Annotated in this window: 12 protein-coding genes; all 12 read left to right on the top strand. The window is 65.5% G+C overall.

All coding sequences use genetic code 11. The features are described 5' to 3' along the window. Positions 1–68: 68 nt before the first annotated feature. Complete coding sequence (locus HMI57_RS12870) at positions 69–2,426, top strand: LuxR family transcriptional regulator (RefSeq protein WP_171586420.1); 2,358 nt, start codon at positions 69–71, stop codon at positions 2,424–2,426. After that, positions 2,423–5,134 carry a LuxR C-terminal-related transcriptional regulator gene (locus HMI57_RS19570; protein WP_171586419.1) on the top strand — a complete coding sequence of 904 codons (2,712 nt, stop codon included), beginning with the start codon at positions 2,423–2,425 and terminating at the stop codon, positions 5,132–5,134. The genes HMI57_RS12870 and HMI57_RS19570 overlap by 4 nt, the downstream gene beginning before the upstream one ends. A gap of 454 nt (positions 5,135–5,588) precedes the next feature. Beyond that, a complete protein-coding gene (locus HMI57_RS12860) occupies positions 5,589–8,240 on the top strand; it encodes a LuxR family transcriptional regulator (protein ID WP_171586418.1) in 2,652 nt (883 codons plus the stop codon). Continuing rightward, on the top strand, positions 8,233–10,923 hold the full coding sequence (locus tag HMI57_RS12855; RefSeq protein WP_171586417.1) for a LuxR C-terminal-related transcriptional regulator: 2,691 nt from the start codon (positions 8,233–8,235) through the stop codon (positions 10,921–10,923). The genes HMI57_RS12860 and HMI57_RS12855 overlap by 8 nt, the downstream gene beginning before the upstream one ends. Before the next feature lie 596 nt (positions 10,924–11,519). Further along, positions 11,520–13,016, top strand: a complete 1,497-nt coding sequence (locus HMI57_RS12850) for a sugar transferase (protein ID WP_171586416.1) — start codon at positions 11,520–11,522, stop codon at positions 13,014–13,016. After that, a complete protein-coding gene (locus HMI57_RS12845) occupies positions 13,016–13,513 on the top strand; it encodes an adenylyltransferase/cytidyltransferase family protein (RefSeq protein ID WP_171586415.1) in 498 nt (165 codons plus the stop codon). Before HMI57_RS12850 ends, HMI57_RS12845 begins: the two co-directional genes overlap by 1 nt. Further along, positions 13,513–14,733, top strand: a complete 1,221-nt coding sequence (locus tag HMI57_RS12840) for a DUF1972 domain-containing protein (RefSeq protein WP_171586414.1) — start codon at positions 13,513–13,515, stop codon at positions 14,731–14,733. Before HMI57_RS12845 ends, HMI57_RS12840 begins: the two co-directional genes overlap by 1 nt. Next, on the top strand, positions 14,730–15,560 hold the full coding sequence (locus HMI57_RS12835) for a CDP-alcohol phosphatidyltransferase family protein (protein WP_171586413.1): 831 nt from the start codon (positions 14,730–14,732) through the stop codon (positions 15,558–15,560). The genes HMI57_RS12840 and HMI57_RS12835 overlap by 4 nt, the downstream gene beginning before the upstream one ends. Positions 15,561–15,586: 26 nt before the next feature. Continuing rightward, positions 15,587–16,402, top strand: a complete 816-nt coding sequence (locus tag HMI57_RS12830; protein ID WP_171586412.1) for a hypothetical protein — start codon at positions 15,587–15,589, stop codon at positions 16,400–16,402. Positions 16,403–16,404: 2 nt separating this feature from the next. Continuing rightward, positions 16,405–20,004 carry a PKD domain-containing protein gene (locus tag HMI57_RS12825; RefSeq protein WP_346655206.1) on the top strand — a complete coding sequence of 1,200 codons (3,600 nt, stop codon included), beginning with the start codon at positions 16,405–16,407 and terminating at the stop codon, positions 20,002–20,004. Between the two features lie 10 nt (positions 20,005–20,014). Continuing rightward, positions 20,015–20,833, top strand: coding sequence for a hypothetical protein (locus HMI57_RS12820; RefSeq protein ID WP_171586411.1), 819 nt, complete (start codon positions 20,015–20,017; stop codon positions 20,831–20,833). 1 nt (position 20,834) lies between these two features. Next, on the top strand, positions 20,835–24,515 hold a 3,681-nt coding region (locus HMI57_RS19565), incomplete at its 3' end, for a LamG-like jellyroll fold domain-containing protein (protein WP_171586410.1).

The following is a 24,515-nucleotide window of genomic DNA, read 5'->3' as shown; positions in this document are numbered from 1 at the left end:
GCGCCGGGCGGTGGTTCTACCGTGATCAGTACTTCACAACGCTGGGAACGCGAAGAAAAGGTCTCTCAATGAGTTACGACACAAGCACGCATGCCTACCCGCCTGCCCGGATCGAGTGGCACCAGGCCGGCCTCAATCCGCGGACGGGGGTCAGCAGTTCGACGACGCCCTCGCACCATTCGACGTCGCCCTCGCACCAGACCCGCGCCCTCCTTCCCCAGACACTCAGGGACCTGCTGTTGGAGGGGCCAGCGCCGTCATCGGTCCTGCTGACCGGTGAACCGGGAAGCGGCAAGACAGCGCTCCTGAGGTCGATGGTCGACCACCTTCGCACCACCGCCTGCCTGATTCACCTGCGGGGCACTGGTCGTTACGCCCGCGAACCGTACGGTGCACTCCGAGTCCTGCTGGCAGAGGCAGGGGAGGATGTGCTCAGCCACCCGGTCCGGGTCATCAGCGCCCTGACCCGGGTGCTCAAGGACAAGGCGCTTGGATTACCCGTCATTGTGGTGGTCGACGATGCCCACCACCTCGATGAGGACTCGACCACGGTGCTGGGACAGCTGGTGCAGGCGGGGAGCATCCGCCTGGTCGCAGCCTGCAGCGACCTCACAGCCGCTCCGTTCTCTTTCCAGACTCTCTGCCTGAAAGGCACCCTGGTGCGGGTGGACCTGGGGCCGCTGACCCAGCAGGAGGTCGCTGCGTACCTCGCCGCGGCCCTCGGTGCCACCGCGTCCCGGGCGTCGTCGCTTGCACTGCACACCCACAGCGGGGGAAACCCCCGGCTTCTTGGCGCGCTGGTGCGCGACTATGTCGCTGCCGGTGCGCTCAACTGTGTGGAAGGCGTGTGGGTCCTGACCTCCCACGCAGTCCGGCCCAGCGAGGCCACCACTGCCCTGATCACAGACCGCATCGTCATGCTCCGGCCCTCCCAGCGCAGGCTGCTCCGCACCCTCGCCGCAGCAGGAACAACCCCGCTTGCCGCAGTACCCGCCGACATCCTGGGGGACCTGGATGATCTCCAGGAGCAGGGAATGCTTTCCATCGGTAGCGACCGGTGGGCGACCGTCTCCGTGGCAACCCCTCTTCTCAGCGACGCGGTGCTTGGACTGACGAACCAGATCGATGGCTTCAGTCCCCACCTGGCACTAAGCGGGTCAATCACCGGACAGGAGGGCCAACCGGTCGGTGACCCCCGACAGCAGCGGGCGGCGAGTATTCTCGAGCGTGCCCGCCGGGCCGCAACCGAGGGACGGTTCCGCGATGTCGTCACCGAGCTGAGGTCACCAGAGTTCGTTCCGGCTGCGCTCGATCCTGACCACCGCCGTCTGGCTGCCGCCTGGTTGTGCGAGGCGCTGGCGTTCACTGGCCGGGTGGACGATGCGAAGGAAGCCGCCGGTGCGCTGCACCCCAACGTCGCCGGTCAACCGTCGCTGCCGTCCCGGATCGCCATCACGCTGGCCACCCTCGAGGCGGTGTCGGGCAACCTGACAGGCCTGCTGGAGGTGTCGGCCCACCACCTGCTGAACCTGGGCCCCGGCACCGGAACCCATGAGGAGCTCGCCGAAGGACTGATCTATGCTGCCGCCGGGCGCCCCGCTGAGGCTGAGCCGCTCCTGAATCCGGCACTGCGTCAACTGCAGGTGCACGACCCCGCGGGTGCCGCGCCCCTCGCCGCCGCGGCACTGGCCTTCGTAACCGCTGCGGATAACCCGGCGCAGGCGACCGACTACCTGGCGATCGCGAGCCTGCCGTCACGCACAGCATCCTGGACGGTGCGACGCCTGACCAAACACTTCGCAGCGCTGGCCCTGGCAGGCACGGCATCCGCTGACCGGTCAGCCTTCGAGCTCCGGGAACTCAGCAGAGAAGACGCGGCACTGGGCAACAGCTCATGGGAGCTGATGACCCTGTGTGGTGCGATGAGGCAGGGCGATACCGGTGTGGCCCAGTCAATTCTCAAACTCAGTGCATCCTGCCAGGGTCGGTTCGCCGCCCTGAGCCAGCTTTACGCGAAGGGCGTGGACGCGGAGGACGCCGAACTGGTGTTGCAGGCAATGGACCTGGCGCAGAACCTAGGCGACCAGGCTTTCGCCCGTGACGCGGCCGCTTCGGCAGTGCAACTCGCTGCCCAGTCCGGGGAGCGGTCGACCATTGCCTACGTCGCGGACCGCGTTCGCGGCGTCGTCGGTGTGTCCGGCACTGCTCTCGGGGCACGCCGGCAGCTTGCCTCCCTTACCCGTCGCGAGGTCGAGGTGGTCACCGCCGTGGTCGACGGCAGGACCAACCGGGAGCTGGCACTCGCCATGGATGTCAGTGTCCGAACCGTCGAAGGGCACCTGCACCGCGTGTACACGAAACTTCACGTCCGGACCAGGGCTGAGCTCCTGGCGAAGGTGAATCTCAGTAACGCGTTCAGACGGTGAACGTTCAACTCGGGGCGGGAGGGCTGGTCGGCCGGTCCGCCGACATAGACCTGATCACAGCCAGCATCCTGGACCCGCTCGTCAATGGAGCCTGGGTGTGTGGCCCCGCTGGCATCGGCAAGTCAACGGTGGCGGCTCAGGTCCTGACGAGGCTGGAAGGCGCGGTCGTGCCTATGGCTGTCCACGCGGACTCCTCGCTGAGCCGGGTCCCCTATGGAGCGCTGGCGCCCCTTCTGCTGGATTCGGTTCCGGCCGATCTCGAGTCCCGGCTGGCAGTACTGAGGCTGATCAGGGCTGCCCTGAACTCCGTATCCTCCGAAGCTGGACTCCCCGTACTGGTGACCGTGCACAGCGCCCACCACCTGGATCAGGAAAGCAGCCACCTGCTGGGCCAGCTCGCGCTGGCACGGGAGATTCGGCTCCTGGTCCTCACCCGGTCGCTGGGGAACGCGCCCGAGGAACTCTACTCGCTTTGCCGGGACGGACTGCTGACGCGGTGTGAACTTGCGGCGTTGAGCCGCGAACAGGTCGGAGTGCTCTCCCGGAGTGAGCTGGGCGGGATTGTCAGCTCCAATGCAACGTCATTCCTCACCGACTGGTCCCAGGGGAATCCATCCATTATCAGGGCGCTGATCTCCCACCTGCGCTCCACGGGCTCACTCGTCGAGCGCAATGGAGTGTGGCTGTTGGTCGCCGCCCCAAAATCCGCCGGAGATGAACTGGTGGGGCGAGTCAAAGCGCTGCTTCTTGGCTGCTCGCCCGCTACCCGCGGGGCCATAGAGATGGTTGCCCTGCTGGGGGGTATCCCGACCACTGCGGCGCGGCACCTGCTGGACGCCGCAGCCATGGAACAGGGGCTTGCGGTGAATCTCCTGGCCTATTCGGGAGGGCACGGCAGCCGCAGGAGCCGTGTCACAGTTGAACCCCGGGTGTATGGGGAAGTGATCCGGCACCTCGTCCCTCCCGGCAGGCGGGTCGAGATCCTCAGAACCCTCCGGGGATCCTCGCATGGACGTGAGGTGCTGGCCGCCGCAGGAGCCAGTACCTCAGTGGGCTGGGCAATGGACCTCGGGTATGGCATACCCGACCAGGAACTGCTGGCAGCTGCCCAGCAAGCCAACAACGGGTTCGCCCCCCGCCAAGCGCAACGATTTTCGGCAGCAGTCACCGCGCCGGAATTCGCCACCGCGGCCCGGGTGGAATCGGCACGAAGTTTCCTGGACCTGGCCGACACCGATGCGGCCGCCGCCGAGATTCGCGGACTCATCGATGAGGCAGCAGATCTGGGTACCCTGGCGGTCGCCGCCGTCACGGAAGCCCAGATCACCCTGCAGCAAGGGGGCAACGCGCAGGACCTCCTCGCCATTGCTGACCGCTGGGCGACGAGGGGACAGTGCTTGAACGCCGCCCCGAACCGGGCGGACGCCCCATCCATTCCTGGGCCGCCGGTCGAGTGGGGTGCGGTCATCCTGAGGCACGTAGCGCACTGTCTGGGAGGCGAGTACGACATCGCCATCAAGGGTCTGCGCGACGTCGTCAGTGACTCTGTGCCCTCAACCTCCGTCGGTCTGGTCTCCCGGATGCTGTTGGGAGAAGCGCTGGGGGCGACGGGGAAAACCGCTGAGGCCAACGATCTGACCCTCGCGGCGGTCCAGACCACGGGGGAGGGCAAGGACCTCGCCCGGCACTACCGCACGGCTGTCACCCGCCGCGGGGTGCTGCTGGTGCAGGCCATGGATGAGCCAGGGTTTGCACGACTGCGGGAATCGTTTGACGAGTCAGCGCCGCCGGCGCTGCAGCACTTCGGCGGCAACCTGATGACGTTGCAGGGCGTGATGGACTTCAGATGCGGGCGCATCGACGCCAGCTGCGACCTGTTGGCAGCCGGGATCGAGGAACTCCGACGCCACGACCCGGAGATGCTTCTCCCCCTGGCTCTGGGAACCGCAGCCTTCGCCAGCCGGCTGGTAGGGCACGATGAGCGTGCTCTGGGGTATCTGCAGGACTTCCGGGCTCTCCCCTACCGGGGGTTCCCGCCGCAGCGCCTGGTAGCTGAAGCCTACATTTCTGCTGCCCAGTCGTGGCCGGCAGTGATGACCCAGCACGTGGCGGCGATCGAGGCGGCAGCAGTTGATGCCCAGGTGCGGGGACTGGTGTATGCCGAGGCGGAGATCCTTGAACTGCTCTTCCTGCTGGAGGGTCCGGTCAGTGCCGGCCGACTTCAGGAGCTGGCGAACGAGTTGGGTGCCTCCAACTCCGACACCATCCGCATTATTGCTCGGGTGGCAGATTCGACCGACCCAGCCCAGTTGGTGGCGGCGGGGGAGCGAGCGCTGGCCTCCGGCAGACATCTGCTGGCGGCCGAGTGCCTGGCGCGGGGCGCCGCAGGCTACGGACGTCGGGGGGAAGAAAGGGCACAGCGTACGGTTCTGCAGCAGCTGCGCGGGCTGATCCCTGAGCTGGGAAGGGTCAGAACCCGCGCCATTACCGATCAAGCGCTGACCCGGGTTGCCCTGACCCGCAGGGAACAGGAGATCGCCAGGCTCGCGGCGGAGGGTGCGTCCTCCCAGGAAATAGCCACCCATTTCACCGTTTCCCGACGGACAGTTGAGGGGCACCTGTACCGGATCTACCTCAAACTTGGCATCGGTGGCCGGGATGACCTGGTCGTCGGGCTGCTGGAGACGGGCTCCCGCGGTGACCCGTAGCTGCGTAGACCGGGCGCCAAGTGAAGTAGCCACGGGGAAGAAGACGAGTAGCGACTACGCGTGTGGAGGGCATTTTTCGACCGTAGTCTGACTGTGTCGCCCGGGCCATGTGCTCCGGGGTGACCCACTCCGCCCTCACCGGCGGAACCCATGGTCGGGCCGGCGGCGGCCAGCCTTCTGAGACCGGGCTGATCCCCAGCCCGCCGTCGGCCCCACCATGGGTAGTACCCTCACTCGATGCCGAGGCGGGGTCCCGTGAGTCCGCTCACATTTTTTCGTCACTTCCCGTGCCTTAATCGGCGATCCAGCGTATGGTTATCCCCTAGTACGTAAGAAGCTGAGGCGGACTCTGCAACTTTCGTTTAAACTGGAAGCGGGACATGGTTTCCCCTTCCTCGGAACCGTCGGGCTGGGACGACTCGCCGTGCCGACCTGCACCATGTAGTGGGGCGCTATGTTTGGTGTGCAAGGACTTTGGCCACTGGTTGGCCGGGATAGTGAGCTAACGACACTGCGGGATGCCGTGGTTGCTCAAGACTGCCACGGCGCTATCCTGACCGGCCAGGCGGGGATCGGCAAAACTGTCCTGGCCCAGCGCATAGCCCGCGACGTCGAAGCCCACTTTGAACTGCTGTACATCAGAGGAAGCGCCCTCACCGCCGACATGCCTTACGGCGCACTGAACTTCGTCCTGAGTGAACTCGATGATGAGGCAGTCGACAATCCGCTCATCCTGCTGCGCAGCCTGCAGGACCTCTTCGCCGGGCGGTCCGGCGGCAAACGGACACTCATCCTTGCCGACAACATCGAGGATCTCGACAGCGCCTCGGCGATGGCGATCGCCCATCTGGTCAGGAGTGGGGCAGTGAAGGTGCTGCTCGTCTGCCAGACCCTCCATGCAGCCCCCGACGAGTTCAGTGACCTCTGGAAAGATGAACTCATCCGCCGGGTGGATATCGAGCCGCTCTCGCTGGCCGACACCGCCCAGTTACTGACCCTCGGCCTCAAAGGACCTGTCTCCCGGTCCGTCGTGCTCGACACCTGGCACGCCAGCGGAGGCAACCCGTTATTCCTGCAAGCCATCGGCCGGGAACAGGTGGAGTCCGGATATATCACCAGCCAGGATGGAATCTGGGTCGCGGGTCCACGAAAAGCACCCGATCCCGGCCGCATCATCACCGAGCGAATCGCCACCCGGCTCTCCCGGTTGTCGCAAGACCAGCGGCGAACCGCCGAGATCGTCTCAATCGTGGGTGCGATGCCGATGGAGCTGCTCTCGGATTTCGCCGGCGGGGACGAAGTGGACGCGCTGATGGAAACCGGGATCTTCGAGATTGAACTGACACAGCAACCCATGGTGCGCGTAGCCACCGGACTGATCGGCGAGGTGATTCGACGCCAGGTACCCGTGGGCCGGAGCCGGGAACTCGTCCAGCAGCTGGCCGCCGCATCCCTCAAACTACCCATGCCGGCGCTGAGCCGGATGAACTATGCGGCCTGGTGCCTGGATAGTTCAATGGAGATTGATCCTGTCCTGGCGATCGAGGCAGCGCAGCTCGCCAACCGCTACTTCGACACCGAGGGCGCACTCAGGTTCCTGGCCGCGGTTCCGCCAGAGGAGGTGGGCGCCCCCGAAGTAACCGAGGAAGCCCGCGCCTACGGCATCCAGGGCGACACCAACCGCGCCCTGCAGATCCTCGACGAGTTCATCTCAGCGGGGCCCCAGGACCCGAACGTTCACGACTGGGTGTTCATGCAGGTACTCAAGTGCAGGCTGCTCAGCCGGGACCACGTGAGGTTCGCCGAGGCGGATGTCCTTCTGGAGGAGATCCGCGAACGACTGGTCCGGGAAGGACAGTCGGGTCATGAGGGTCTCGCTGGCCTGCTCGCAGAGACTGACCTGCTCGACGCGGAGCTCAGTGCCCACAACGGTCGGTATGCCGCCATGATCGAACCCATCGACGACCTTCTGAAACAGGGCGACTCAATGGACCCCGCCGTCCGTCACCAGCTCTGCGGCTGGTTGGCCGAAGCCCTCAGCATGACGGGACGTCAGGACGACGCGGTTCAGCTCAGCCGGTTGGTCGTGTCCCGGTTGGCAGACTCCACCGAGGATCCCCTACTCGCCGAGTCGGCCCAGGTGCGGCTGTTCTCGGTCATGCTGATTTCCGGCCAGTGGGAGCGGTGCCTGGCGATGATCAACGACCATCAGGAGGGAGCACTGGCTGGAATCTTCGATGGCACCTCCCTTGAACTGGCGGAGGGTTGCCTCTACGCCTACGCGGGGCGCGGAACCGACGCGCTGACCAAGCTGCTCCCTGCCCTGAGCCAACTGCGGATCCGCGATCGGCAGGAGTTCCTGAGCCTGGCCGAAGCCGCCACCGCCTACGCCTACACCCTCACCGGGGACGCGCAGCTGTCGATGGCCCACCTCGAGAAGGTGGACCTGGCTATCCGCCGGTACGACTGGCACACCGCGCGGGCCACCCGGTACTTCGCCGTCCTGGCGTCGACCGCCACGCGGGACCGGAGGGAGGCTGCCGAGGAGATGCTCTTGCTTGCCGATGAGGATCGCGCGGCAGGAAACTTCGGGCACGAGCTGTTCTTCCTCTGCCAGGCCGTGCAACTGGGGATGACCGACGTCGGTGAGCGGCTTGCGACGAGCGGAATGGATGGCCAGGGGGCCTTCGCCGAGATCTGTGCCCTCTACGGCAAGGGAGTTGCCTCGGGCGACACCGCCCAGATCCTCAAGGCGGCGAAACTGGCCGCCGACGTCGGCAATCAGCGCCTGGCCGCGGACGCGGCCAACCTGGTGCAGAGGCTGTCGGCTGACAGCCCCGGCGAGGGGGAGAAACGGGCCGCCGTCGCGGCGAGCGGCATCCTGCGTACGGTGGGACGCGGAAGCGGGGAGTTGCGCCAGCGCGTCCTTGACAAGCTCACCGAACGGGAACGGAGCATCGCCCGGTTGGTTGCCGATGGATCGAGCAACCGCGACATCGCAGACATGCTCACGCTGTCCATCAGGACAGTCGAAGGGCATATGTATCAGGTGTACGCGAAGTTGGGGGTCTCCAACCGCAGCCAACTGAAGATGATCCTTGAATAGTCCTGAACCCGTGGGTGGCGTCCCCCCGCCCTCCACCGATTTGGTCGGCAGGCAATTACTGGTCCGGGAAATCCTGTCAAGACTCTCCGAGCCCCACCAGTTCGGCGCCATCGTGGTGGGCGATCCCGGGCTCGGGAAGACCGCCCTGGCCCGAACGGTTGCCGAGGGGCTGGGCGAAGACGTGACGGTGGTGCAGATTGGCGCCCAGCCGTCCCTGCGGAAGGTGCCGTTCGGCGCGCTTGCCCCCTACCTGACTGAGCTGTCGGTCGCCGACGCCGGATCGCCCATCGCCATCTACCGCGCTTTGACCAGGCATCTGGGACAACAGGGGACTGGTGGCACGGTTCCCCTGTTCATCGTGGACGACGCCCACGACCTCGACGACAGCACCAGCGTCCTCCTTGCGCAGCTCATCGCCACCAGACGGGCGCGGGCCCTGGTGCTCGCCCGGCCCACCCCCGGCCCACCCTCGGAGTTCCTGGCGCTGTCCCACGACGGGATGCTGGACCGGTACGACCTCACCCCGCTGAACCGCCAGCAGATCCATGAACTGTGTGTCAGGGAGCTGGGGGACGAGGTTCTCTCCAGCGTGAGCGCCGTCCTCAGCAAGACCTCCGAGGGCAACCCGATGTTCCTCCTGGCCCTGCTCCACTCTGACGCACGGTCCAGGTACCTTCTCAAGCGGAACGGGGTGTGGCGCCTTTCCGGTGAGCGCCCAGGGATCGACCTGCGGCTGACGGACCTGATCCAGGGACAACTTCGTGGCCGCTCGGGGCCGGAACTTGAGGTACTGGAAACCGTGGCGCTCGCGGAGCCGGTAGCGCTAAGTGTCCTTCGCGAAAGCTGTGACCCCCTCGCCGTCGATACCCTGATCGATGACCAGCTGCTCTCCCTCACTGCTGGGCCCGAGGCCCGGGTTGCGCTAGGACACCCGCTCTACGGGGAGGTCATCCGTGCGCAGGTACCGATCGGGCGGAGCATCGCCATCCGCCGCCGCCTCCTCAAACTGATCGAGGACCAGGCCGAGTCGATTGAAGGGTTCCTCCGCTGGGTGTCCTGGGGACTCGACTGCGGTGCGGTGCTCGACGACGCCACGTTGCTGAAAGCCGCAATCGTGGCCAACCGGCTCTACGACCCGACCTTCGCGCTCCGTGCGGCGCGGGTGGTCCAGGCACCTGAGCTGAAGTCCCGTGCCCTGGTTGAAATTGCGCATGCCCGGATGACGCGCGGCGATTTCGCCTACGCACGGGAATTGGTCGACGAGGCCCTCCTCAACTGTGGGAGCCTGCGGATCGCGAAGGAGGCCACCCTCCTGTCCATCGACCTGCGAATGCGGGGAGGGGGGAATGCCCAGGAGATTCGGCAGGACGTCCACCGGTGGGAGCAGACGGTGGACCGCATCGAACAGCTTCGGAACGGCTCGTCCAGCCCCTCGATCAGGCTCTCCCGGATGGGGAGTCAGATCCTCTCCTGTTTCGTGCTCAACCTGGAGGGGCGCTACCTTGAGGCGGAGACCCAACTGGTCGCCATCAGGGACAACCCTGAAGGCACCGAAGAAACCCGCCTGGCTGCCCTGGCGCTGCTCGGCGAGGCGCTGGGGTCGACCGGCCGACCACTGGCAGGTGCCGCAGCCACTGCCGAGGCGCTGAACATCATCGCAGCGAGTGGCCACCGGTTCCTGCGCCACCAGGAGTTCGTGATCACCCGGCACGGGATGTCACTTATCCGCGGCGGGCAGTGGAAGGCGATCGGCTCGCTCCTGGCCGCCTACTCGCAGGCCGCCGACGGCGGGATGGTGTACTTCGGTGGGATCCTTGAATACTTTGAAGGCATCATTGCCCTGCGCCAGGGCCGAATGCGGACCGCCCGGAAACGCTTGATGCTGGCTGTCGAGGGATTCCGCGAATCAGACATTGCCCAGCTGCTGACCATGTCCACCGGGATGGCGGCCTACGCCTGCGCCATGGCGGGGGATACCGCTGGGGCCCAGCGCTACTCGAAAGAGTTTGCGGCCCTACCTGCCTACGGATCGCTGCAGGCCCGGCTGCAGGGAAAGATCCACTCCGTGGGAGCGAACGCGCACCTGGTGGGCGCCTCGGCGGCGATCACCGAACTCCGGGGAATCGGCGAGGACGCTGAGTCCGTCGGCATGACCACCCTCGCCGCATCAGCCTTCGAACTGGCCGTCCGCCTGGGCGACTCCGCCTCGCTCACCGCCCTGCACCGAATCACCGCCACCTTCGATGGGGCCGATGGCGCAGTGGTCAACGCGATGGCCGCCGGGATGCTGGCCAAGGACCCCACCCGGCTGGAAGCCGCGGCCCAGCAGGCGCGGGACGCCGACTACTTCCTGATTGCCGCCGAATGCCTGGGTACCGCGATCAATCTGTTGTCAGCGCAGGGCCAGACCCAGCGCTCCCGGGCACTGCAGCCCGCCCTGAACGCGGTAGTGGAGAAGCTGGAGGGACTGCACGGGCACCAGTTCTCGGAGGCCCAGTCAGCCACCAAGCTGACCCAGCGGGAACAGGACATCGTCACCCTCGCCTCCCGCGGCCACTCCAACCGCGACATTGCGGAGCAGCACGGGGTATCGGTCCGCACCGTTGAGGGGCATCTGTACCGGATCTTCGCGAAACTCGGCATCAGCCGGCGCGAAGACCTGCAGGATCTCAACCCGTCCTAGAGTACTTAAGTAGTCCCCGCCGTACCGCCGATGAATCCTGGCTGCACGGCTCGCTGGCTCCCGCCTTCGCCCCTGACCGCAGCGACCGCGGTTCACCATCCGCCCCCGGACTACCGCGGGACTCGCGCGTAGCAGACGTCCACCCAGCGAGTACTACCCGCGGCAGGGGCGCCAGCACGAGTAGTACTACCTGCGCTAAGTCGAGTAGCTACCACTCGTGCCCGGTCCCGGACGCATTCATAGGCTTGCCCCCGAAGGCAGTACTTGGGCATTGCAGTACTTGGGCATTTATGAAGCGGGTCTCGATATGTTGAACAACTCATCTTGCGGTGCAATCCGCCGGTTTTCTGGGGTTACACGTTTTCACCTACTACCTACTGGCGGAACTGTGGCCGAAACAGGTCATCTGATTCCGTCCTGGATGCAGCGGGGAGCATGCCGGACCGTACCTGTCCAGCACCCTGGTTTGCGTCCCCCCAAAGCGGAGCCGGCGACGTCGGAGCCTTCCGAGACCAAGGCTCGTCCCCAGCCGTCGTCGGCTCCTTCCACGAAAGGCGGCCTGCGCCTCAGCGCAGGCCGCCGGACAGCAGCGTGACATGTATCAGACTCAGGAACAGACCCTCAAGTTCCCGTTCCCAGCGCTTACGCGACGTCCCCGGGTCCGCGCGGCAGCCGTCTCCGGAGTTCCCTGGCGTCAGCGCTACCAGATGTCCCTGCGGGTCACCGACACCCTGGTCATCCTCACTGCGGTGTTCATCAGCACTGACTGGATCCTGAAAAGCATGGTCAGCGGTGCGGCCACCGCCGAAACAGTGACGTTTGCCGTTGCGGTGGGCCTCGGGTGGCTGGTCATGCTGTCAATGTTCAGGACCCGTGACCCGCGGCTGATCGGGGTGGGCGTTTCCGAGTACAAGCGGATTGTCCAAGCGAGCGCGGCCACTTTCAGCTGGATGGCAGTCGCCGTGGTGCTGTTCGGCGCCCACGACTTCCGCAACTTCCTGATCATCACCCTGCCCGCCGGCCTGGTAGGCCTGCTGGGGAGCCGGTGGATCTGGCGTAACTGGCTCATGCACCAGCGACAGTTCGGATTGTTCCTGTCCAAGGTGATCGTGGTGGGACGGCACGACGACGTCCAGTACGTGGTCGGTCAGCTGGCGAAGAAGACCGGGGCCGTGTACGACGTCGTCGGGACCGTCCTGGAAGGCAAGGACCGGTCGCAGGTCATCCAGGCGGGCGAGCGGCAAATCCCGGTGGTCTACGGGCTGAGCCGGGTGGAAAAATCGGTCGCCGACACCGGGGCCGATGCCGTGATCGTCGCCGGCCACCTCCACAAGGGAAGCAAATACATCCGTGAACTCGGCTGGCGGCTGGAACGCACCGCAACCGAACTGGTCTTGGCATCCACTCTCACCAACGTTGCCGGTCCCCGGATCCAGATGCGTCCGGTAGAGGGCCTGCCCCTGATGCACGTGGAGATGCCGCAGTTTGCCGGAGGACGGCACGTCGTCAAACGGGTGATGGACGTGGTCGTCTCCCTGGCAGCCCTCATTGCACTGGCCCCCGTCTTCGCTGTGGTGGCGCTGCTGATCAAGCGCGACAGCCAAGGCCCGGTGATCTTCAGGCAGCACCGGGTCGGCCGAGGATCCGCCGAGTTCCCCATGTACAAGTTCAGGTCGATGGTCACGACCGCTGAAGCTGACCTGTCAGGGCTCAAGGCACTAGACGAGGGAAACGGGGTTCTGTTCAAAATGCGTGACGATCCCCGGGTCACCCGGGTGGGCCGGTGGATCCGCAGGTACTCGATCGACGAACTCCCGCAGCTCTTCAACGTTCTTCGTGGGGACATGGCACTGGTCGGACCCCGGCCACCGCTCCCCAGCGAGGTTTCCGGATATGCCGGACATACCCACCGCCGGTTATTCATCAAGCCCGGTCTCACGGGTCTCTGGCAAATCAGCGGCCGCTCGGATCTGGGCTGGGACGAGAGCGTTCGCCTCGACCTGTACTACGTCGAGAACTGGTCGGTCACCGGGGATCTGATGATCATGTGGCGGACCTTCAAAGTTCTGGTCAAACCGACAGGAGCGTACTGATGTCCTACGACTCAACAGGCAACGAGCAGGTGCAGGGTATCCGCATCGGGTACGCGGCAGGAGCCTTCGACCTCTTCCATGTAGGACATCTGAACATCCTGCGGCAGGCGAAGTCGCGCTGTGACTTCCTCATCGCGGGGGTGGTCTCTGACGACATCCTGGAGGTCACGAAGGGACGCCGGCCAGTGATCCCCCTTGCGGAGCGGATGGAAATTGTCGAAAACATTGGCCTGGTGGACCGGGTCTGCGCCGAAACAGTGCCGGACAAAATGGCCGTCTGGGAGCAGCTCAGGTTCAACATCTTCTTCAAGGGTGACGACTGGCGGGGAACCGAGAGGGCACGGAGGCTCGAGCAGGAGTTCGCCGAGCGGAACGTCTCGGTCGTCTACTTCCCGTACACCGTCCACACCTCCAGCACCGCCCTCCGCCGGGCTCTGGAGAACCTGAACCTGAACCGTGAACACCACGAATATCCACTGTTGAATGGGACCAACTAATGCTGAAATCACTTAACAATCCGCTGGGCTCGCAGCGAATAACGCCGCTGCGCATTGCGCTGGTCGGCACCCGGGGGGTACCCGCACGCTACGGCGGGTTCGAAACCTGCATCGAAGAGGTAGGCAGTCGCCTCGCGGCGATGGGCCACGATGTCACTGTGTACTGCCGGCCGGTGACACCGGAGGACGCTGAGGTGCGGGAGCACCTCGGGATGCGCCTCGTCCACCTTCCCTCCCTGCGCAAGCGCTCGCTGGAAACCCTGAGCCACACCGGATTGTCGGTGGGCCACCTGTTCCGGCACCGCACCGACGTCGCGATCGTCTTCAACGCGGCCAACGCGCCCTGGCTACCGGTGATCCGCGCTGCGGGCATCCCCGTCGCCACCCACGTGGACGGTCTGGAATGGAAGCGTGCCAAATGGGGCACTGCGGGGAAACGCTACTACCGCGCCGTGGAAGCGCTCGCCGTCAAATGGTCCGACGCGTTGATCGCCGATGCCATCGGCATCAAGGACTACTACCGGGAGCGGTTCAACGCACCCACCGAGTACATCGCCTACGGCGCACCGCTGATTGACAACCCCGCCAGCGATAAGGTGCAGGAGCTGGGCCTGGAGCCCGGCAAATACCACCTGGTCGTGGCGAGGTTCGAACCAGAGAACCACGTCCACCTCATTGTCGATGGCTACCGGAAGAGTCACGCCGAGCTGCCCCTCGTGGTGGTGGGCACCGCACCCTACGCGGACACCTACATCCGGAAGGTCCACTCGCTGGCGGATCAGCGGGTGCAGTTTCTCGGGGGAGTGTGGGACCAGGAACTCCTCGACCAGCTATACGCCAACGCCCTGGTGTACTGGCATGGGCACTCGGTGGGCGGTACCAACCCCTCGCTGCTCCGTGCCATCGGAGCGGGAGCGGCCACCAACGCCTTCGAAGTGGACTTCAATTCGGAAGTGCTGGGAGAGGCTGGCCAGTATTTCGCCGACAGCGACGACGTGACACGCCTCGTCAACTCCGCCGAACGCGACCCAGCGGACTGTGAACGGCGTGGCCGGCTCGCACGGCGAGCGGCCGAACGGTACGACTGGGACGACGTCGCCGAACGCTACGAGATGCTCTGCTACTCGCTGGCCAAAACCCCGGCACGCCGCCTCGGCGGACGCCGTCGCACCTCCGACTCCACGAGCATCATCACGGCCCCGAAGGTGGTGGCGACATGAGCCAGGCACTTACCCAATCCCGACCCACCGGCGGGACCTACCGCGACACAGTGCTCTCCCTCGCCGCAGCCCAAAAGGTCGCCGCACCCGGTGCTCCGCCCTACTCGGTGTACATCAACCGCCGGGCCGGGAGGTATCTTGCGGCCGCGTGCCACCGTGCCGGTCTGACGCCCAACGCCGTCAGCGTCATCAGCGCCGCATTCACCTTCACCGGGATCGGAATGATCGCCTTCGGGAACCTCTCGTGGGGGCTTGGGATCGCTGTCTGGCTGTGCCTGGCTGTGGGGTACGCCTTCGACGCGGCAGACGGACAGGTCGCACGCCTTCGCGGCGGCGGATCGCTCTCCGGCGAATGGCTCGACCATGTAGTGGACAGCGCGAAACTGTCCAGTATCCACCTGGCGGTGCTGATCGGCGCCTACCGAGGGTTTGAACTGTCCACTCCGCTCTGGCTGCTGGTTCCGTTGGGCTTCTGCGTGGTCGCGGCGGTGGCCTTCTTCTCCATGATCCTCAACGATCACCTCAAGGAAATCCACTCCCTCAAGACCGGGGCGGTCCCCGCGAAAGGGTCGGGATCCCGGCTCAAGTCTCTACTGCTGATTCCCACCGATTATGGGTTCCTGTGCCTCACCTTCGTCCTGCTCGGGGCGCCGCCGCTCTTTATGGCCCTCTACACGGTGGTGTTTGTCGCCAACCTCGGCCACCTGGTCCTGGCGTCGATCAAATGGTTCAGGGACATGGGCAGGCTCGACGCATCAGCCCGTGACCGCCGTGACGCACCCAGCAGGGCACGCCATGCCCACGCTGCCGGGAGCGCAGCGCAGTGAAGGATCCAGGCGCAGTGGAGGATCCGATGGACGCGCGTACACCGGAGGAGGCTGCTCCCCGCAGCGCCGGACGAAAGGTGATCGCTGGGGTATTGACCGGTGGATTGGTGCTCGCCCTGGGCATCGGCTACCTGGTGTCCAGCCAGGCTGCGACTCCCGTCGCAGAGGGAACTCCCACCCCGGCCCTCTCATCCCCTGCCGACAGCACAGCGTCACCCACTGACCCCGCGCCAGAGGGGCCGACTGCTCCACCACCCACCGACGCGTCATCGACTGCACCAGCGGCCGGCGGGGCAGAGCCGGCCAAGGAGACCGCACCAGCGAACGGCGGGGCAGAACCGACTGACGAGCCAGCAGCACCAGCCGACGTCGATCCCGCCGAGGCCGAAGAGCCCGATACCACCGACGCCGAACTTGCCGCCATCGAACAACCGGTGTCCGAACCGGTGACCCTCGAGGAGTCGTCTGACGTCGCCAACGGACTTACGGCGACCGTGAGCTCGATGGAGCCCATCGACGCCGAAGCCTTCGGGATCGGCGAGATCGCCGGACCTGCCCTGCGGTTCGTCATCACCGTGGAGAACACCACCGACGAGGCGGTATCGCTGGGCAACTCAGTGGTGAACGTCGAGTATGGCCCGGACAGCCTGCCAGCGGTCCAGCTGACCGGATCCGGTGCCACCGAGTTCCCGGCAACCGTCGACGCGGGCGAATCCGCAGCGACCACCCTTGTCTTTTCCATCCCCGCTGACGAGCGGGACAGCATTCGGATTCTTCTCAACGTTGAGGCGTCCTCACCCATCGCTGCATTTGTTGGTGCAGCGCCAGTCAAAGAAGGTTAGTTGTGAAAGCACATCAGCCGCACCGCTCGCAGCGGAACGCGGACTCGTTACGAATCACTTCGGTGGGTAGCGCTCAGGGTGTCTCACCCCTGGCACGCAAGCTCACCGCACTCCTCTGCAGCCTGGCGGTCACTGTCTCGATGGCCATCGTAGGGGTGGCACCCGCGGCTGCGGACAGCGCACCCCTCGACCCCACCAACCCCGCGAGCCCCACCACCGTAACGGCAGATGCCCTGCCAACCGTGCAGATTGACGGCGTGGTCTGGCAGCAGGCCGTCGTCGGGAACACCGTCTATGTTGCCGGCAGCTTCACTACCGCGCGGCCAGCCGGCTCAGCGCCCGGCGTCAATACGGTGCCGCGCAACAACATCCTGGCCTACGATATCCGCACGGGCGCGTTGATCAGCTCCTTCGCGCCAAGCCTCAACGGTCAGGCCACCGCGATCGCCGCGTCCCCCGACGGGTCACGGATCTACGTCGGTGGATCCTTCACCGCTGTCAACGGGGCCACCGTGTGGCGCGTGGCGGCGTTGGACCCCACCACCGGCCGACTACTGACAAACTTCCTCCCCAAGATGGACGCCTCGGTGCGGGCCATTGTGGCCACCAACGACACCGTCTACCTCGGTGGACTGTTCACCGGCGTCGGATCGGTGCCCAAATCACGGCTGGCGGCCTTCAGGGCCAGCGACGGCGCACTGCTGGATTGGGCCCCTGCCGCAGTCGGCGGGCAGGTCAACGGGCTTGCGCTGTCGCCTGACAAGACCAAGATCGTGGTTGGCGGGGCATTCACCACCCTTAACGGTTCGAACCGTCCCGGGTATGGCCTCGGCGCGGTGGATGCCGTCACTGGCCAGTCCCTGCCGTTCCCGATCAACAACATCGTAAGGAACGGGAGCACCTCCGGCTCCATCACGAGCCTGTCCTCCGACTCCACCAACGTGTACGGCTCGGGTTACACCTTCGGCCGGTCAAGCACCCTCGAAGGGATCTTCTCCGTCAAGTGGTCGGATTTCTCCACCGAATGGCTCCAGGACTGCCACGGCGACACCTATTCGGTCCACGCACAGGGCAACGTTATCTACTCGGCCGGGCACGCCCACTACTGCGGCAACATTGGGGGGTTCCCCCAGGAAGCACCCTGGCAGTTCAACCGGGCACTGGCCTTCAGCAAGGCCGCGACCGGGACCGTGACCGACGAGCCGCACGGCTACACCAATTTTGAAGGGAATCCGTCCCCCTCGCTGCTGAACTGGTTCCCTTCGCTTCTGGATGGTACCTACACCGGACAGAACCAGGGACCCTGGTCCGTCGCAGGAAACTCCCAGTACCTGACCTACGGCGGCGAATTCCCTTCGGTGAACGGCACAGCGCAGCAGGGCCTCGTCCGCTTCGCCGTCAAGGAAATTGCACCTAACAAGCGCGGGCCGCGGGTCACCGGATTGAATTTCAACCCCACGGTCACCTCGCCCGCCCGTGGAGTGGTCAGGGTGCGCTGGCAGGCGAACTGGGATCAGGACAACAAGAACCTGACCTATCTTGTCCGCCGGGACTCTGCCACGATCCACACCACCCAGCGCGAATCGACCTTCTGGGAACGTCCCGGCATGACGTTCACCGACACTGGGCTCGTTCCCGGCCGCCAGTACGGCTACCGGATCTTCGCCCTTGATCCGGCCGGCAATGAGGTTCGCTCCGACACGGTGACCGTCACCGCGGCCAGCGAAACCCCCGCAGCGAGCGCCTACCACCAGACCGTCAAGCGGGATGGGCCCACCAATACCTGGCGGCTCAATGAACCCGCAGGGCCCACAGGCTTTGACTCGACGGGTGCTGACGACCTCGCCGCACTGTCCGGAGTTGCCTTCGGCACCGCCGGCGCGCTCAGCGAAACCGGAAACACCGCAGTGACCCTCAATGGGACCACCGCCGGCGTCCTCAGCGATCCGACCAGGGTCAAGCGTCCCAATACGTTCAGCGTCGAAGCCTGGATCAAGACGACGACCACCGCCGGTGGCAAGATCATCGGGTTCGGCAACGCTCTGAACACCCTGTCGGACAACACCGATCGGCACGTCTACATGGACAACCTGGGACGGATCCACTTCGGGGCTGCTCCCAAGGGGTCGCGACGCACAGTCAACAGCACGGCGTCCTACAACGACGGCGCCTGGCACCACGTGGTTGCGACGCTGGGCGCTGGCGGGATGCAGCTCTATGTGGACGGGGTCAGGGTAGCTGGCAGGACCGACACCACCACCGGTCAGTCCTTCGACGGGTACTGGCGGATCGGCGGAGACAACCTCACGAACTGGCCGTCCCGGCCCTCCAGCCGCTACTTCCAGGGAGCCATCGACGAGGTTGCCATTTACCCTACGGCCCTGAGCGCAGAGGCGGTGAAAACCCACCATGACTCGGCCACCACCGGGGTACTGCTGAACGCTCCTCCCACCGCGGCGTTTACCTCCTCCGCGACCGGGCTGACAGTGGCCGTCAACGGAGCAGGTTCCACTGATTCGGACGGCACGGTCGCCTCCTACGCCTGGGATTTCGGTGACGGAGGGACGGGAAGCGGAGCGAACGCAACGCACTCGTACGCTGCCGCCGGAACCTACCCGGTGCGCCTGACCGTCACCGACGACGACGGGGCAACCCACAGCACCACCAGGGACGTTACAGTTACCCAACCTCCTCCCAATGTGGCGCCGGCAGCTGCGTTCACTGCGACGGTGACCGGGCTGAACGTTGCAGTGAATGGTTCCGGTTCAACGGATTCCGACGGATCGATAGCCGCCTACGCCTGGGACTTCGGAGACGGGGGCACGGGGACAGGCGTCAACGCGACGCACACCTATGCCGCGGGTGGCGCCTACACCGTGCGGCTGACGGTGACGGACAATCTCGGTGCCACGCACAGCACCACGCGGAGCATCACTGCGGTTGCGCCCGCGGCCGGGGTCCTCGCCGCCGACACCTTCAACCGGACCGTCAGTGCGGGCCTGGGCACGGCCGATGTGGGTGGGGCCTGGACCTTAAACGGGTCGGCGTCCCTCTTCTCCGTCGCCAGCGGCGCAGCCAGCATCCGGATGAACAGTGCCGGGGCGGGCCCGTTCGCCAACCTGGCAGGGGTGTCCTCGACGACCGCTGAAAGCACCGTCGATGTTTCCCTGGACAAGGTGGCAAATGGGGGCGGTGCCTTCCTCACTCTGACCGGACGGCGGGTGGGCACCGCGGGGGACTACCGGGCGAAGGTCAAGGTCGCCGCAAACGGGGCTGTTGGACTGGAGCTACTGCGGGTGGTCGGAACGACCAGCACCAGCCTGCAGAACCGGACGATCAGTGGCCTGACCTACGCGGTGGGCGATCAGCTGACCATCAAGTTCTCGGTCACCGGAACCTCACCCACCACCCTCAGCGCCAAGGTGTGGAAGGTGGGCACTACGGAACCAGCTGCCTGGCAGGTCACCGGGTCCGACTCGACTGCCCAGCTGCAGTTCCCCGGGGGCGTCGGGCTGATGACCTACGTGTCGGGGTCCTCCACCAATACGCCGATCGTCGCACGCTTCGCGAACCTCCTCGTCCGCAACACGAGCGCGCAATAGGGCCGGTGTAGTGAACAATCCACTCGACGTTGACTCCCCTGAGGAGGACGGCCCGCGCAGCACAACCCGCACCGTGGTGGCTGGCGTACTGGTCTGTTCCCTCGCGTTGGCTCTGGGAATCGGGTACCTGATCTCCAGCCAGTCTCCGAACATGGTCGACGCCGGGAGCACTCCCACGGCTCCCGCGTCGGTTGCTGCTGAGCGTCCCGACGACTCCGGCAGTCCAACGCAAACCGGTCCTACCGGGGGGACCTCCGAGACTGAATCGGAGGGTCCTCCGGCCGGAGCGCCCGGTGAGACGGCAACGGCTGCACCTGCCGAATCCGGGGCGACACCCGGGAGTGGAAGCACGCCCACCGGGGAAGGGGTTTCCGGGGAGCCGGGGCAGAGCGACGCCGAACTAGCAACCGTCGAACAACCTGTGTCGGAGCCGGTCGCTCTCGGAGAGCCAGCAGTCGTCACTGCCGGTCTTACCGCGGCCGTCAGCGCGATGGAGGCCATCGAGGCCGAGGCCTTCGGGATCGGCGAGATTGCTGGACCGGCTCTGAGGTTTGTGGTCACGGTGGAGAACACCTCCGATGAGGCAGTCTCGCTCAGCAACTCAGTGGTGAACGTCGAGTACGGCCCGGAGAGTCTGCCTGCTGTTCAGCTCACGGGATCAGGTGCAACCGAGTTTCCCGCATCCGTCGACGCGGGGGCTTCCGTGTCGACGACGCTCGTCTTTTCAATCCCCGCCGACCAGCGGGACCAAATACGGATTCTTCTCAACGTGGAGGCGTCCTCACCAATTGCTGCGTTTGTCGGGGCGGCACCAGGGGAAGAAGGTTAGTGTGAACGAACATCACCCGCGCCGTGCACAGCGCAACAGGGGCACTGCACAGACCACTCACGCGACCAGCACCCGGAGTGCCACGCTCCCGATACGCAAGCTGGTCGCGTTGCTGTGCACCCTTGCGGTAGCGGTGTCGATGGCCATCGTGGGGGCGCCGCCTGCGCTCGCCGACAGCGCACCCCTCGACCCGACCAACCCGGCGACGCCCACCACGGTCACCGCGGATGCACTGCCGACGGTGCAGATGGACGGGGTCGCGTGGAGCCAGGTGGTTGTCGGCAACACCGTCTACGTCGCGGGGGAGTTCAACAACGCCCGCCCCTATGGTGCTCCTGAAGGCGTCAACGAGACGCCCAGGCGCAATATCCTCGCCTACGACATTCGCACCGGTGAGTTGATCCAATCCTTCAACCCTGTCCTCAACGGTCCGGCATTCGCTATCGCGGCATCGCCCGACGGCTCCCGCATCTACGTGGGCGGGTCATTCACCAGCCACAACGGGGCAACCGTCTGGCGGCTGGTGGCATTGAACCCAGTGACCGGAGCGCTGGACCTCAATTTCCTCCCCCAGGTAGGCGGCACCGTCCGGGCGCTTGCCGTAGCCGGAAACACCGTCTACGCGGGTGGTCTGTTCGGGTCCGTCGGTACAGCGACCCGTGGCCGGCTTGCCGCCATCAACGCCACCAACGGCGCTCTCCTCCCGTGGGCTCCCGTCGCCGAAGGCGGACGGGTGGACTCAATCGCGGCAACCGCCGACGGGTCCAAGGTGATGGTCGGGGGGATGTTCCCCACCCTGAACGGGTCCTCCAGCCCGGGCTACGGGCTGGGGGCACTCGACGGGATCACCGGGGAGCTGCTCCCTCTCCCGGTCAACGAGGTTGTCCGGAATGCCGGGGAACGAGGCAGTATCACCAGCCTGAGCAGCGACGGTGAAAACGTGTACGGCACCGGCTACACCTTCGCGCGGACCGAAACGCTCGAGGGCGCGTTTTCGGTGAAATGGTCCGACCTCTCCACCAACTGGATCGCCGACTGCCACGGGGACTCGTACTCCATCTATCCCATCGGCGACCTGGTGTACGTAGCCAGCCACGCCCACTACTGCGGCAACATGGGGGGCTTCCCCCAGGAAACCAACTGGGAATACTGGCGGGCGCTCGCCTTCTCCAAAGAAGCAACCGGGGTTATCACCAAGGAACCGTTCACCTACACCAACTTCGAGGGCAATCCACGGCCTGAACTGCAGAACTGGTTCCCCTACCTCAACGCTGGCGACTTCACCGGGCAGAACCAGGGTCCGTGGTCGGTGTCCGGGAACGACGACTACGTTGTCATGGGCGGCGAATTTCCAGTGGTGAACAACCAGCCTCAACAGGGACTGACCCGATTCGCGGTCAACGAGATTGCTCCCAACGCCCGGGGCCCTCGGATCTCCGGTGCAAACTTCATGCCCACGGTGACATCCCTGGAGGCCGGTTCGGTCAGGGTACGCTGGCAGGCCAACTGGGACCAGGACAACAAGAACCTGACCTACCAGGTGCTCCGCAACGGAGTGCCGATCCATACGACCAGTCTCGAATCGACCTTCTGGGACCGCCCCGGCATGACTTTCGTCGATACCAACCGGGTTCCAGGACAGGAGTACAGGTACCGGATATTCGCCACCGATCCGTTCGGCAACGAAGTTCGCGGAGACACCGTCACCTACACCGTTCCGGAGAGCCCACCGGCCGAGAGCGCCTACGCTGACACTGTGGACGGCGACGGCGCCCGGAACCACTGGCGCCTCGGCGAGCCGTCGGGCCCCACCGGGTTCGACTCCGTCGGCGCAGACGACCTGAACATCAGGTCGGGGATGACCCTCGGCACGGCAGGGGCAATCACCGGGGATACCAACACGGGCGCTTCCCTCAACGGCACCACCCTGGGATCGGCAACCAACCCCACCCGGGAGATGAACCCCAACGACTTCACCGTCGAAACCTGGATCAGGACCACGACGACGACTGGTGGGCGGATCCTCGGATTCGGGGAGGCGATGACTGCCACATCGGTGGATGCCGACCGGCACCTTTACATGGACAACGCAGGGAAGATCTGGTTCGGTGCGCAGCCAGCCCTGAACAGCAGGGTAGGGATCAACAGCCTGAACAGCTACAACGACGGCCAGTGGCACCACCTCGCCGCCACACTGGGCGACGGGGGCATGGCACTTTACGTCGACGGCAAGCTGGTGGGGCAGCGGACCGATGTCACCAACGGGCGGAACATCGGTGGCTACTGGCGGATCGGCGGGGACCGGTTGAACAGCTGGGCCTGCCGGCCAAGCAACCAGAACTTTACCGGAGACATCGATGAGGTGGCGATCTACGACGGGGCACTGACCGAGGAGCAGATCCGCGACCATGTGGTTGCGGCTGAACAGCCCGTCGACACCAGCGCGGCGGGGTATGGCGAGGCGGTACAGGCCTCCGGTCCGCTGAACTACTGGCGGCTTGGAGAGTCCGCAGGCAACTCCGCGCTCGATTCCAGCTCCAACTGTGTGGCTGGCACCTACTACAACGCAGTCACCAGAGGCGTCCCGGGTGCGATCAACGGGTCGACCGATACGGGTGCCACGTTCAACGGGGTCAACGCAGGCACTGCCGGGGCTACCCGCATCACCAATCCCACCGAGTATTCAACTGAGCTGTGGTTCAACACCACCACCGAGGCCGGCGGACAGCTGGTCGGTTTCGGGGAATCCCGTTCCGGGACATCGGCCCGGAACGATCGCCACGTGATGATGGAGACCGATGGCCGGTTGACCTTCGCGGTCAACCCGGGAACGCCCACGGCCGTCACCACAACCGGCACCTACAACGACGGTCAGTGGCACCATCTGGTTGCCACCCAAGGGGCGGACGGGATGCGACTCTACGTTGACGGTGCAGAAGTAGGTTCTGATCCCCAGACCGGGTCCTCCAACCACCGGGGCTACTGGCGCCTCGGCGGCGATGCGGTGGGCGGAACACCCAGGTACTTCGCCGGAACCATTGATGAGGCAGCTGTCTACTCCTCTGCTATCAGTGCCGCCACCGTAACCCAGCACTACCAACTGGGCACCACCGGCGAAGCGGCAAACCTTGCACCGACCGCCGCTTTCGACGCAACTGCTGAAGCGCTCGAGGTGGCCTTCGATGCCACCGGGTCCGCGGACCCGGACGGCACCATCGACTCCTACACTTGGGACTTTGGAGACGACCAAGTCGGCTCCGGTAGCACCACAAGCCACAGCTACGCGGAGGCTGGCAGCTACGAGGTCACCCTCACCGTCACTGATGACGATGGTGCCACCGACACGGTCACTGAGGAGGTTGTGGTCGAGGCTCCTGCCAACGTCCTCCCGGTAGCTTCCTTCGAGCAGGACACCAACGGGCTCACCGTGAATGTCGACGGCACAGGCTCGTCAGACACCGACGGCACCGTCGTCAGCTACGCCTGGGACTTCGGCGACGGGATCACCTCCGATGTCGCAGTTTCCAGCCACACCTATGCTGCCGAAGGAACGTACGAGGTTACCCTGACGGTCACCGACAACGACGGTGGAACCCATACCGTGGCTGAAACCGTGACGGTCTCCACTCCGCCGGTGGCTAATGGTGCTCCGGTGGCGGCGTTTACGTCGTCGGTGGAGGGG

The organism is Arthrobacter sp. 260, assembly GCF_013116745.1.
In the GTDB taxonomy this organism is placed as follows: Bacteria; Actinomycetota; Actinomycetes; order Actinomycetales; family Micrococcaceae; genus Arthrobacter_D.
The sequence above is the reverse complement of the archived record's forward strand: the minus strand, read 5'-3'. Positions and strand labels throughout refer to the sequence as shown.